General features: G+C 69.1%; 11 protein-coding genes. 9 read left to right on the forward strand and 2 right to left on the reverse strand.

Annotation, left to right across the window (positions count from 1 at the left end):
- Positions 1-929: 929 nt before the first annotated feature.
- The 7 genes from N912_RS0103925 to N912_RS0103955 all read left to right on the forward strand — a co-directional run bounded on the left by N912_RS0103925 (position 930) and on the right by N912_RS0103955 (position 9109).
- Entirely contained in the window at positions 930-1916 is a 987-nt protein-coding gene (locus tag N912_RS0103925) for a terpene synthase family protein (RefSeq protein WP_028921403.1), read from the forward strand.
- Positions 1917-2035: 119 nt separating this feature from the next.
- Positions 2036-3409 (forward strand): amidase, encoded by a 1374-nt coding sequence (locus tag N912_RS0103930; RefSeq protein WP_169747798.1) that lies wholly within the window; start codon positions 2036-2038, stop codon positions 3407-3409.
- Between the two features lie 105 nt (positions 3410-3514).
- The gene (locus tag N912_RS0103935; RefSeq protein ID WP_051579567.1) at positions 3515-4489 is read left to right on the forward strand and encodes an AraC-like ligand-binding domain-containing protein; all 975 of its coding nucleotides are present in this window, start codon (positions 3515-3517) and stop codon (positions 4487-4489) included.
- A 150-nt stretch (positions 4490-4639) separates the two neighbouring features.
- Positions 4640-5827, forward strand: a complete 1188-nt coding sequence (locus N912_RS0103940) for an ABC transporter substrate-binding protein (protein WP_028921406.1) — start codon at positions 4640-4642, stop codon at positions 5825-5827.
- Between the two features lie 9 nt (positions 5828-5836).
- Positions 5837-6697 carry a branched-chain amino acid ABC transporter permease gene (locus N912_RS0103945; RefSeq protein WP_028921407.1) on the forward strand — a complete coding sequence of 287 codons (861 nt, stop codon included), beginning with the start codon at positions 5837-5839 and terminating at the stop codon, positions 6695-6697.
- Positions 6684-8420, forward strand: coding sequence for a branched-chain amino acid ABC transporter ATP-binding protein/permease (locus N912_RS0103950; protein WP_028921408.1), 1737 nt, complete (start codon positions 6684-6686; stop codon positions 8418-8420). Before N912_RS0103945 ends, N912_RS0103950 begins: the two co-directional genes overlap by 14 nt.
- The gene (locus N912_RS0103955; RefSeq protein WP_028921409.1) at positions 8417-9109 is read left to right on the forward strand and encodes an ABC transporter ATP-binding protein; all 693 of its coding nucleotides are present in this window, start codon (positions 8417-8419) and stop codon (positions 9107-9109) included. The genes N912_RS0103950 and N912_RS0103955 overlap by 4 nt, the downstream gene beginning before the upstream one ends.
- Here N912_RS0103955 and N912_RS0103960 read toward each other — a convergent pair.
- Positions 9094-9921, reverse strand: a complete 828-nt coding sequence (locus tag N912_RS0103960) for an SDR family NAD(P)-dependent oxidoreductase (RefSeq protein WP_051579921.1) — start codon at positions 9919-9921, stop codon at positions 9094-9096. The genes N912_RS0103955 and N912_RS0103960 overlap by 16 nt on opposite strands.
- Before the next feature lie 122 nt (positions 9922-10043).
- Here N912_RS0103960 and N912_RS0103965 point away from each other — a divergent pair, with 122 nt between their 5' ends.
- Together N912_RS0103965 and N912_RS63235 are read left to right on the forward strand one after the other, a co-directional pair.
- Positions 10044-10874, forward strand: coding sequence for a molybdenum cofactor biosynthesis F family protein (locus tag N912_RS0103965; RefSeq protein WP_028921411.1), 831 nt, complete (start codon positions 10044-10046; stop codon positions 10872-10874).
- A gap of 595 nt (positions 10875-11469) precedes the next feature.
- Complete coding sequence (locus N912_RS63235; RefSeq protein ID WP_156993148.1) at positions 11470-12444, forward strand: hypothetical protein; 975 nt, start codon at positions 11470-11472, stop codon at positions 12442-12444.
- Between the two features lie 44 nt (positions 12445-12488).
- On the opposite strand, the gene N912_RS63240 is transcribed toward N912_RS63235, so the two are convergent.
- Positions 12489-13019: a hypothetical protein gene (locus N912_RS63240; RefSeq protein ID WP_156993150.1), complete on the reverse strand. Its 531-nt coding sequence runs from the start codon at positions 13017-13019 to the stop codon at positions 12489-12491.
- Between the last annotated feature and the right edge of the window lie 52 nt (positions 13020-13071).

Genomic DNA, 13071 nt, shown 5'->3' on the forward strand with positions numbered 1-13071 from the left:
ACTGGTACGACGCCCGGGTCGGAGCGGAATCGACAACCGCCTCGGACCAACCCGCCGCGTCGGCTACCGGCGGTGAGGTGGATCACCCTTCGGCCGCCACCGGCCACACGTCGGGCGCGCCGGAGCGCTACCGTCACGAACCACGAATCCCCTGGATATCACATATGTCACTCGATGGTGGGAAGTCGGCCCACCTGCAGTTCTTCCCGGATCGGGTCGGTCGTTGAGACCACTGGAACCACGGCGAGCATCGCCACGAAGGCCACCCCGTCGGTCGGTCCGCCGAGCGACGGGAGGGAAGCCGTGGGGTGAGCGACAGGTGGTCCGATGGGCCTGGGGGGGCCGATCGTGATCGCCGGGGAGAGTCGCTCACCCCACGGCCATGACGGCCGTTCGGCAACTGTTCCACTCAATGCGCGCTCGTCGCTCGGATGACCTTCCCGGGTGTGGGCACCGGTTCGCATCGGTGCCACTGATCGCCGCTGCCGGCCCGTGCCGCCGTCGACAAATGTCGTCCAGTTGATCGCGGATCGGTGGCGAATGGGCCGAGCTGATTGCGTTTTCGCGCCGATGCCACGTTGTTGTCTCAATCCTTAACCTCATTAGCGCGCGGCACCGAGAACCGGTACAACCGACATATGCTGAAGGTTTCGGCGTGAACCGCGTGTGTAACGAACATCGGTGCGATCTTTTCAAGGTGGTCTGTCGTCGATCATCGATGTTCATCTGCGCATATGTCTGTCCACCTGGGAGTTTGTGGTGACGGGTCGATCACGTTCGGAAGGTCAGTTTCGAGAATTCGCCGCCGCGGCCGGGCATTGGGGGTTACGGTGAACCAGCGGTCAGGGTCGGGGGACGAGAAAGGACTGCGATGGTCGAGAACCCGATCGCGATGGCGTAACGAGTCAGTGTGAAAGGAAGCTTGGCTGGTGCCGTACGTGGCGGATTTTCCCATTCCGTATCCGAGCAAGTTCAATCCGGAGGCCGACGCGGCGCGCCGCGGCGTCCAGGCGTGGCTGGCGGACTCCGGGATCGTTGAGGCGGCGCACCCCGGGGCCGCGCTGGAGAGCTTCGACTCCTGGCAGGTGGCGTCCTGCGCCGCGCGGGTGTGGCCGGAGGCGACGGGTGCCGACCTGTTGCTGGCCGCGAAGTTCCTGGGCTGGTACCTGCTGCATGACGACGAGTTCGACGGGCCGGTGGGGCAGGACCCGGCCGCGGCCAGCGCCCTGTGCCAGGACTTCGTGGATGTGGTCAACGGCGCCCGGATCGAGGGTGCCTCGGGCCTGCTGCGTGCCTTCCAGCTGCTGTGGGTCGAGGCGACGGATGCCATGTCCGAGGACTGGATCGGGCGCAGCCGGGCCAACTGGGTGGACTTCCTGACCTCGTACGGCGACGAGGCGGCCAGTCGCTACCACCACACGCTGCCCGGTTCGCTGGAGGAGTACCTGGCGCTGCGCCGGCGCTCGGTGGGCATGGAGACCTGTTTCGACCTCACCGAGCGCCTCTACCGCTGCGAGCTGGCGCCCGAGCTGGCCCGCGACGAGCGGCTGCTCACCATGCGCCGGCTGGCCGGCGAGATGATCGCCCTGGTCAACGACGTGTTCTCGGTGGAGAAGGAGGAGGCACTCGGCGACCACCTCAACGCCGTGCTGGTCATCGAGCGCACCCGCAACCGCACCCGGGACCAGGCGGTGGCGCTGGCCAGGGACGAGGTGGGCGTGCTGGCCGTCGAGCTGACCAGGCTGGAGACGGAGCTGCTCGCCGAGCACGGGATCGCGCCGGTGTCCGACGCGCTGGCGCTGCGGCGGTTCACCACCAACCTGTGGGACTGGTCGCGCGGCAGCGTCGACTGGCACATCGAGACGATGCGCTATCGCCAACGCGACCGTGACCTGGGGGCGGTGAAGGCCCGGTAGACGCCCGCGCGGGGAGCCCGCCGCCGGTGATGCCGGCGGGCTCCCCCGGCCCGCTCCGGTGGCCGGGTGCCGACCGAACGGCGATGATGAGCGCCCTCTCGACCGGAAGGTGGTACGCCGTGTCCGAACCGTGTCACGCCACGATCGCCGAGCTCCAGGCGGGCATCGCGTCCGGCGCGTACAGCCGCGAGGACGTCGTGGCCGCGCACCTCGGTCGGACCGAGCGGATCAACCCGGTCACGAACTCCTACTGCGAGCTGCGCGGCGACCAGGTGCTCGCCGAGGCACGCGCGGCGGACCGGGAGTACGGGCGTGAGCTGTCCGGTCCGCTGGACGGCGTGCCGATGTCGATCAAGGACAGCTTCGCGGTGCGGGGCCTGCGCCGCACGGACGGCCTGCCGGTGCACGCCGACCGGGTCGCCGACGAGGACGACGAGGTGGTCGCCCGGCTGCGCGACGCGGGCGGGCTGGTGCTCGGGCACGCCAACGTCCCGGACATCTGCATCAGGTGGAACACCATCAGCGGGCTCTACGGCATCGCGCGCAACCCGAGGGACCCGTCGCGGACCGCCGGGGGAAGCTCCGGCGGCGATGCGGCGAACGTGGCCGCCGGGATGGCCACCGTGGGCATGGGCCAGGACCTGGGCGGTTCGATCCGGGTGCCGGCCAGCTTCTGCGGCGTCTACGGGCTGCGCCCCGGCGCGGGCACGGTGCCCAACCTGTCGGTGATCCCGCCGTTCCCGGCCAGCCCCACCCTCGACGCGATGGGCACCAGCGGCCCGTTCGCCCGCTCGGCCGCCGACCTGCGGACGATGTTCTCCGTGATCGCCGGCGCCCACCCGCACGACCCGGTGTCCGTCCCGGCGCCGCTGGCCGGCACCGCGTCGCCCAGGGTGGCCGTGCTGCGCGGAGAGACCGGGGCCGTCCTGGACGCCGAGATCGAGGCGCGGCTGGACGCGACCGTCGACGCGCTGCGCCGGGCCGGTTTCGAGGTGGCCGAGGACGTCGTCCCGGACCTGCGCAGGGCGCCCGAGGTGTGGGCGGCCATCAACGGCACCGAGCTGATCAACATCGCGCTGCCCGAGGTCGGCGCCGAGATGACCGGCAGCGGCCGCCAGCACATCGAAGACATGTTCGGCATCTTCGACCTCGGCCTCGACCTGCGCGCCTACCACGCCGTGTGGCTCGAACGGCGGGCGCTGCAGGACGCCCTGGTCCGATTCCTGGAGGACTACCCGATCATCGTCGCGCCGGTGGCCGGGATGCCGGCGCCACCGCTGGACTTCGACCACCTGATCGGCCGGGAGGCCTCCGCGCGCCTGTTCGACCGGATGCGCTGCGTGCCGTGGGTGAACCTGTTCGGTCTGCCCGGGCTGGCCCTGCCCAACGGCATCCAGCTGGTCACCCGGCGGTTCCACGAGCCCGACCTGCTCGCCACCGCCGAGGCGATCGAGCCGCTGCTGCCCGCCGTCGAGGTCGCCGACCCCGTCTAGCGCGGCCGGCATGGGGTTCTCCGGCGCCTTGACGCTCCGGCTCGTATAGAACATCGTATACGCGGACCGTGGTCGGGTCCTCACGATCACCAATGGAGGTAGCTCGTGACCAGCATCGCTCGGGCCGAACGGGCCAACCATGTCAAGACCTCGGTGATCCAGGAGTTCGACGACTTCCGTAACGCGGTGTCCGCCTCCTTCGTGCCCCTGAGCGTCACCAGCGACCGTGCCGACAACTTCTGGGGCCGCATCAGGTCCTGCGCGGTCTCCGAGGTCAGCGTCACGGAGATCAACGCCGCCGGGCACGTGGTGCACCGGACCCCGGAGCTGATCAAGCAGGCGGACCGGCAGTACTACAAGATCAGCCTGCTGCTCGCGGGTAGTGGCCTGCTCATCCAGGACAACCGCGAGGCGCTGCTGCGCCCCGGTGACCTGGCAATATACGATACCCGCCGCCCGTACTCGCTGATCTTCGAACGGGACTTCCGGACCATGGTGGTGATGTTCCCGTACCACCTGATCGACCTCCCGGCCGACATGATCAGGCAGCTCACCGCGGTACCGATCTCGGGCCGGGAGGGCCTGGGCAACGTGGTGGTGCCGTTCCTGGCAAGGATCGCGGACAACCTGGAGCAGCTCAACGGGGCGACCGGCGCCCGGCTGACCCACGGCGCGCTGGACCTGGTGACCACGCTGTTCGCCAGCGAGCTCGACCTGGGCCGCGCCGCCGAGGACCCGCACCACGCGCTCATGCAGCGCATCCGCGCCTACATCGACGCCAACCTGGCATGCACCGACCTCGGTCCGGGCCAGATCGCCGCCGCGCACTACATCTCCACCCGGCACCTGCACGGCATCTTCCGCGAGCAGGGCACCACCGTGTCGAACTGGATCCGGTCACGGCGGCTCGAGCGCTGCCGCCGTGACCTGCTCGACCCGGTCTACGCGAACCGCCCGATCGCCGCCATCGCCGCGAAGTGGGGCTTCGTGGACGCCGCGCACTTCAGCCGGGTGTTCAAGGCCGCGTTCGGCCGCCCGCCGAGCGACCTGCGGTGCAACCGCCTCCCGTCCGGGGGCTGACGCCGGGGTTGGCGCCGGGGGTTGACCAGGAGCGAACAGGCGTTGTCGGCGAGCGTGCTGACCCGGCGCACCCCCTTGAGACCCGCACCACCGGCGAGACAGCCTGACGACCCGCCCTCAGCGGAGGGTCCTGCCATCACGGAGACAACCATGAGAACCAAGGCGTTCGGGCTGGTCGCTCTCGCCGCATCCATCCTCCTGATCGTGAGCGGCTGCGGGGGCGGTGGCGGCGGTTCGCAGGGTCCGATCGTCGTCGGCTCGGTGAACTCGATCAGCGGCCCGGCCACGTTCCCCGAGGCGTCCCAGGCGGCGAAGGCCGTGTTCGACCAGGTCAACGCCAGCGGGGGGATCAAGGGCCGGCAGATCTCCTACCGCGCGGTGGACGACAAGGGCGACCCGGCCTCGGCGGCCTCGGCGGCGCGCCAGGTCGTCGGCAGCGACGAGGCGGTGGCCCTGATCGGCTCGGCCAGCCTGCTGGAGTGCCAGATCAACACCAAGTACTACGAGCAGAACAAGATCCTCTCGATCCCGGGCATCGGGGTCGACCCGGCGTGCTTCAACAGCCCGAACATCTCGCCGGCCAACGTCGGGCCGTACAACGACATGACGCTGACGCTGCTCTACGGCTCCGAGGTGCTCAAGCTCGACAACATCTGCGCCCTGCTGGAGATCGCCGGCAACACGCTGCCCTCCTACCAGGCGGCGATCGACAAGTGGAGCCAGATCACCGGCAAGAAGCTCAAGTACATCGACGCCACGGTGCCCTACGGCGGCTCGGACTACACCTCCTACATCGTCAAGGCACGCCAGGCCGGCTGCCAGGCGGTCACCGTGAACCCGGTGGAGCCGGACTCGATCGGCCAGCTCAAGGCCGCCGAGGCGCAGGGCTGGAACGACGTCACCTGGCTGCTGCTGACCAGCGTCTACAGCACGAACTACGCCAAGGCCGTCACGAACGCGGGCAAGGGCGTCTACGTCCCCGCCGAGTTCTACCCGTTCACCGACGTGAACAGCCCGCAGAACAAGGAATGGCACGACCTGATGGCCAAGAACAACATCCCGCTCACCTCGTTCAGCCAGGGCGGCTACCTGGCCGCGAAGTACTTCGTCGAGGTGGCGCAGGGCATCAACGGCGACGTCACCCGCGAGTCGGTCACCAAGGCGCTGCACGAGATGAAGCCGGTCTCCAACCCGATGGTCGGCGACCCGTTCCAGTTCGGCACCGCCAACGTGCACTCCGGTGGTACGTCCGGCTGGCCGGTCAAGCTGTCCACCGGCAGCAACCAGTGGGAGCGCATCGCCAACGACTGGCTGCGCATCCCCGCCAAGTCACAGTAAGGGAGTCAGATGCTCCAGGGAGCACTGGCGGGACTCGCCGCCGGAGGGCTCTACGCCGTGCTCGCGGTCTGCCTGACCCTGATGTCCCGCCTGGTGCGAGTGGTCAACTTCGCCCAGGCGGCATCGGGCATGTTCGGTACGTACATCGCCGTCTGGCTGGTCAGCCAGCAGGGCCTGGGCATCGCGCTGGCGACCGTGATCGGGATCGTCATCGGCGGGGCGCTCAACGCGCTGATCGGCTGGGTGGTCGCGACGTGGCTGTCCGAGGCGGAGACCAGCACCCGGTCGGCCGTCACCGTCGCGGTGCTGCTGCTGTTGATCTCGTTGTCGTTCATCCTGTTCGGCAACAAGCCGCAGCCGTTCCGCCCGGTGCTGGCCGGTCCGGCGTTCGAGGTCGGCGGGGTGGTGATCAGCCAGGTCACGGTGGTCACCGTGGCGCTGGCGGTGCTGGTCGCGGTGGCGTGCCACCTGGTGCTGGTGAAGACCACCATCGGCATCAGGCTGCGCGCGCTGTCCGAGCGGCCCACGACCGCCGAGCTGGCCGGCATCCCGGCCACGCCGCTGAGCATCGCGGTCTGGGGTGCGACCGGGGTGGTGAGCACGGCGGTCATCTCGCTGATCGCGCCGTCGCAGTCCAACGACGCCACGGCGCTGTCCATGCTGGTGGTGCCGGCGGCCGCCGCGGCGCTGTCCGGCGCGTTCCGGCGGCTGGACCTGGCGGTGGGCGGCGGGCTGATGCTCGGGCTGATCCAGGGCGCCGCGGCGCAGAGCGACAAGCTCTCGCTGCTGCGGCACTTCCTGCCGTTCCTGGTCATCCTGGGGCTGCTGTTGTGGCTGCAGCGCAAGGAGGTCTGGGATGCGGCTCGGTAGCGGCGGCCCGGCGCGGGCGGCGGTGCCGTTGCTCGTGGGCCTGGCCGCGGTCGGGGTGGGGTACGGGCTGAGCGTCGGCCTGCCCAGCTACATCGTCTACCTGGGCACCAGCGCGATCGTGGCCGCCATCGCCATCCTGGGGCTGGGCGTGGTGACCGGCAGCGCGGGCATGATCGCGCTGTGCCAGCTCACCTTCGCGGCGGTCGGGGCGTGGGTGGTGTCCGGGCTCAACCTGATCAACGCGCCGGGCGGGTTCGTCGGGTGGCTGGTGGCGGGCGGGCTGGCGGCGGGGGCGGTCGGCGTCGTGGTCGGGCTGCCGGCGCTGCGGCTGCGCGGGGTCAACCTCGCGGTGGTGACCCTCGGCCTGGCGGCCGCGGCGGACCTGGCGCTGGTGCAGACGCAGTTCCCGGGCAGCACATCCGGGACGTTCGTGACCCGCCCGGACGCGTTCAGCGACGACCGGGGCTACTTCTTCCTCGCGGTGCTGGTGCTGGTCGTGTGCGCCGTGCTGGTGTACTTCCTGCAGCTCGGGCGTTGGGGCAGCGGGTGGCGGTCGGTGGCGTTCTCCGAGCGGGCCACCGCGTCGGTGGGCGCGAGTGTGAGCGTCTCGAAGCTGACGGCTTTCGCGGTCAGCGCCACGCTCGGCGGCGTCAGCGGCGGCCTGGTGGCCGGGCAGGTCGGGCTGGTGTTCGCGGCCAGCTTCACGCCGATCCAGTCGCTGGCGCTCTACGTGCTGGCGATCATGTCCGGCGCGCACCTGATCGACATGGCGGTGCTCGGCGGCATCCTCTGGGTGGTGGTGCCCGAGCTGCTCAAACGCTGGGGCATCCCGCAGGACTGGGGCTTCGTGGTGTTCGGCGTGCTCGGTGTGCAGGCGCTGACCAGCGGCAGCAACCTGGGCACCGCGCTGCGGGAGCTGTGGTGGCGCCGTTCGCGGGGCACCGCGTCGATGACCTTGCAGGGCGCCGCGCCGGAGCTGGCCGCCGCGCCGGTCGCACCCCGGGCCTCGGGCGGCCGGCCGGTGCTCACGGTCAGCGGGCTGTCGGTGACCTTCGGTGAGGTCAAGGCGCTGCGCGGGGTCGACCTGGAGGTCGCCGAGCACGCCGTGGTCGGGCTGATCGGCCCGAACGGCGCCGGCAAGTCGACCATGGTCGACGCGATCAGCGGCTTCCTCCCCCAGGCCGAGGGCACCATCACGCTGGACGGCCAGTCCCTCGCGGGTCACTCCCCCGCCCGGCGCGCCCGAAGGGGCCTGCGCCGCACCTTCCAGCAGAACAGGGTGCCGCCGAGCCTCACGGTGGAGGCCTACCTGCGGTTCGTGGCGCGGCGGCGGCTGTCCCCCACCGAGATCGCCGACGTGCTGGACTTTTTCGGCTGCCCGCCGGCGCATACCCGGCTGGCCACCGTGGAGGCCGGCACCCGGCGGCTGGTCGAGGTGGTCGGTCAGCTGCTGTCCCGGCCCCGGGTGCTGCTGCTGGACGAGCCGGCGGCCGGCCTGTCGCACGAGGAGCACGTGGCCTTCGGCGAGCGCCTGCGTCAGGTCCCCGACCGGTTCGGGGTGTCGGTGCTGCTGATCGAGCACGACCTGGACCTCGTTCGGTCGGTGTGCGACACGATCACCGTGCTGGACTTCGGCGAGGTGCTGGCCAGCGGCCCGCAGCAGGAGGTGCTGGCCAACCCGGCGGTACTCAAGGCGTACATGGGCGAGACGGAGATGCTGTGACGGCACTGGAGCTGCGGAACGTCACCGTCACCAGGGGCGCCGGCCCGGTCATCCGAGACGTCAGCCTCACGGTCGAACCGGGCACGATCACCGCCCTGGTCGGCCCCAACGGCGCCGGCAAGACCAGCCTGCTGGAGGCGATCTCCGGCGTGGTGGCGGCGTCGGACGGGACGATCCTGATGCGGGGCGCGCCGATCAACAAGCTGTCCCGGGTGCGGCGCACCAAGCTCGGGCTGGCGCACATCGAGCAGGGCCGGGCGGTGTTCCCCGGCCTGACCGTTGCGGAGAACCTGCGCCTGACCGCCAGGGACGCCTCCGAGTTCGAGCGGGCCATGGAGGTCTTCCCGGAGCTGGACAAGCGCCGCGACTCACCGGCGGCGCTGCTCAGCGGCGGCGAGCAGCAGATGGTCGTGCTGGCCCGCGCGTTCGCGGCCAAGCCGGAGTTCCTGCTCATCGACGAGATGTCGCTGGGGCTAGCGCCAGTGGTGTTCACCCGGCTGCTGCCGATCGTGCGGCGCTTCGCCGAGGACGGCGCAGGCATCCTGCTGGTCGAGCAGTTCACCCACCTGGCGCTCGGCCTGGCCCAGCACGCCCTGGTGGTGGCCTCCGGGAAGGTCACCTACCAGGGCGACGCGCAGGCCCTGATCAACGCGCCGGACCTGCTGCACTCGGCCTATCTGGGCGGCTGAGCGGGCTCGCGGACGGCGTCGCGGCCGACGCGCTCGAACGCGAGCGTGGGCAGGTCGACCATGTGCGCGCCGCCGTCCGCGACCAGGACCGCGCCGGTCATGTACGACGAGTCGGCCGAGCCGAGGAAGCGCACGATGGACGCGATCTCCTCGGGCTCGGCGGGCCGGCGCAGCGGCACGTCCTCGGTCACGCGCACGTAGGCCTCGTCGCGGTCGGTGAGGCCGGCCACCGTGGCGAACTCGTCCATCTCCGCGTCCGCCATCGGGGTACGGACCCAGCCGGGGCACACCGCGTTCGCCCGCACTCCCCTCGGGCCGTAGTCGCGGGCGATGCTGCGGGTCAGCCCGGCCAGGGCGTGCTTGGCGACCGTGTAGCCGGCCACGTTGGGCCCGGCGAAGAGCCCGGCCAGCGAGGACACGATCACGATCTGGCCGCCGGCGTCCACCAGCGCCCCCAGCGCCGCCCGGCAGATGACGAACGCGCTGGTCAGGTTGGACTGCAGGGACAGCGCCCACTCGGCGTCGTCGAGGTCCCCGACCGGGCTCAGCCCGTGGCTCCCGCCGGCGTTCGCCACCATCACGTCCAGCCGCCCGAACCGGTCGATGATCTCGACGATCGCCTGGTCGGCCTGTTCGCGGTCGCTCGCGTCGGCCACCACGACCATCGCGCCCGACTCGGCCGCCACCTCGTCCAGAGGTCCCCTGCGCCGGCCGATCACGACGACCTGAGCGCCTTCCTTCGCATACCGGCGCGCGACGGCGGCGCCGATTCCGGTGCCACCGCCGGTGATCGCAACCACCCGGTCCGCCATCGTGGTCATACTGAGCATCCTGGCGTGCCCGCCGCGCGCGCGGCGGGCGGTGTGCGCGTGCGGCACACGTCCTCGCGCGCAGCGACAAGTCGGGCCCGGCCGGTGGGGGCGATACTCACCTCATGGCGGACACGCGCGTCAACATCTCGGACACCTCGACCTGGCTGCCCCTGGACGGGCTGGCGCCGGGGTTCGATGCCAACAAGGCCGAGCCGTCGGCCACGCTGGCCGGGCGGGAGGTCGTCGTGGTCGACGACCGAGGCACCCGGATCACCCACCGCTTCGACGCGGACACCGTGAGCTGGAACTACTCCCCCGGGACGGGTGATCCCATTCCGGAGTCTTCTGGGCAGGATCCGTACGAAGCCTTCGACGTAGCCGACGGGCTGGTTTATGCCCAGTTCCGCCACAGCGACCCGGCGAACGAGGCGGTGAGCCTGGTTCTGGACTTCTCCACCGGGCACACCCTGGCCGTGATCACCACGATCGCCGACCCGGAGCCCGGGCGGACCCGGGTGCGGCAGGTGTTCGTCCCGGGCCGGATCGACGGGATCGAGGCCAGTGGCCCGGCGCCCGCGCCGACTACTTCTTTGCTGGGCCGGCGGGTGATGTGGGTGTACAGCAAGGAACACGCCTACGAGCACGTCTACCTCACCCCGGACTGGTACACGTGGCACTGCCTCGCCGGGCCGGAGCGCGGGCTCGCGGACACCGACGAGAACACCGCGTACGAGGTGCGCCCGGGCATCTACGTGTTCGCCTGGCGGGAGAAGGTCATCCCGTGCGCCTCGGTCACGATCGCGGACCACCGCGACGTCAGCGCGCTGCGCTCGCACGGCGTGCTGTTCGGCCTCGACGAGTCCGGCAAGGTGCCGACCCACTTCACGTTCGGCGCCTACGGGCGGCTGCTGAGCAGCACCGTGCACCCCGCCGAGTACGACCCGGCCCGGTGAGCCGCTAGCGAGCACGCGCCGCGTCGACTCCTGAATCGGACTGGCCGCCACGAACCTCCGGCTTGTCTGAACGAACTTCAGGCGCCTGACGTTACTAAACCGATCATTAACAGATCGGCTGGGGATCATGCTGTGAGGTAACGGAGGCACGGGGCGACGCAAGCACAGGACTCCTCCCCCCTAGCCAAGAGCGCGCCAACGGGCACCCCACGGAGCACGCACACGAACGGGCAGCACGGCGACGGCGACTAAGAAGCAGGAAACCGACTGTAAGCCTGGCTACGAGCTCTCCGACGGCAAGCGCGAGACCGGAAAACCTAGAGCGACCTGGCACGGTGTCTGAACCTGTCCTCGGCTGCAGCCAGGGTTCCTGGCCTACTTAGCTCGCCGTTCACTCGCATTGGCATTTGCGCACAACAGGGAGACACCACCAGTCGAAAGTAACGGTCCGAGGTCGTCGGCTGCTCTTTTTCAGTGATTGTCCTTCATAACATCACGCAGCCAGCCCCAAGCCTCTCAATCTGAGCACACCGAGCTCTAGGGCCGGTGCATACCGCTCAGGAGCCTCGGAGAGGTCACCGTCGGGGAGATCATCGTGGCACATACCAGCGCCTGCGCAGAAGCAACTGGACACGCCTGTACGTGCACCGGCTGTGGTGGAGCCGAGCACGGCTGGGGCGGCGCTCTTGCCCTGGCCGCAGCCGATCGAACCGATGAGCTCGACCGGCGCGTGCGGGAAGCTGACGCTCGATGGCGCTCGTGCTTCAAGCCCGGTGCTCGACGACCGAGCAAGGCCAGCCGGGAGGCTGCCACCGACGGCGCCAAGCTCGGATTCGTTCGCTGGCTCGCCCGCGCCTTGTTCCCCAGGGTCGCCCAAGCGACGCGTGGGATACCAATGCCGTCATCTGGGTCGAGTGGCGGCCTCCGGCCCGTTGCGGACACAACACCGGAGAGCGATGTCGAGAAACTCGTTGACACACCAGTCGTTGATGAGGCGCTCGTCAAGGCGGTTGATGCCCTAGGCAGCGCCATCGCCAAGCCGACCCTGCAAGTGATTGATGCCCTGGTTCTGAAGCCCACCCGCACGCCCACACGAAAGCAACTCGCGCAACATCACTTCTGGTGCGACCTTTTCGCCACTCTCGCCCAGGCAATCAAGCTCTTTGAAGATGCGCTGGACAAGGTGCCGGAGTGGGTCACCGATGCCATCCTCACATCTGAGCACCACAAAAAGCGAACGCTCATCATCCGCCCCATCGTCAAGGCCGCAGTCACGAAAGCATGGGGCGCCGTCGAGCAGTTGATTGAGCAGAGTTTCAATCACAAGAAAGCACGTCTAGCGCTCCAGCTACTCGCGATTCTGTGCTGCCCTGCGCTCGAGAACCATCGCACAGTCATGCAATACTGCGTCGTTCCCGTCGGCAACATGGTGTTGGAGAAGGAGATCAAAGAAAGACTAAAAGCGGCGCTGCCGCCGGAGCTCACCGAAGGTCTCGATCCGGAATCAGAGCCGCCGCCTAGCAGCGACAGGGACAGATACATCCAGCAATCTCAAGTTCACGCTGAGTAAATGGCGGCTAGCCTTCCACTCGCCCTCGAGGGGTGCCGACTCACCTACTTCTTGGTCGTAACAAAGAGATAGGTCAAGAGTGCCACGGTGAACGAACCGAGACCGGCCAAGGCGGAGAAGGAGCCGGCAGCTCCACTGAACGACGAAACGCAATGCTTCAGTGACCGCACGTAGGTCTGCCTACTGACCAGGGATTTGAGATTGAGCCACTTGTGTCTTTTCAAATGGCAGGCACCCAGGATCCCATTCCCGTTGTTGCCGCAGAAGTCGATCTCCCCGTTCACAAGACGCTTGTTGGGTGCGCAGCAAGGTACTTCTGCGCAGAATAAGGCGAAGATCACGACCAGGCTTGATCCTATGGCGATCGGAAGTGGGCCAATCGTCCCAAGGTGCCACCAGATGGCGACCACGATCAAAACGATGTAACCCCAGTTATGGAGCATGAACTTACCCAGCTTCCGCTTCGTCTGGGCTCTCATAGTGACCAGATTAGAACCCAACCCGCTGTCATCAAGAGAGCTGAACGGGTGACGAGAGCGGCGGAGGTTCAAGCCGACGTAGCGCCGCTCGCTCACCGGCGCAGTGCGCGCGCTCCCTGCCAGCAAGGCTTGCGTCGCCTGCGCCGTT

The sequence above is a fragment of the Actinospineispora acaciae DSM 45401 genome (genome assembly GCF_000620785.1).
In the GTDB taxonomy this organism is placed as follows: domain Bacteria; phylum Actinomycetota; class Actinomycetes; order Mycobacteriales; family Pseudonocardiaceae; genus Pseudonocardia; species Pseudonocardia acaciae.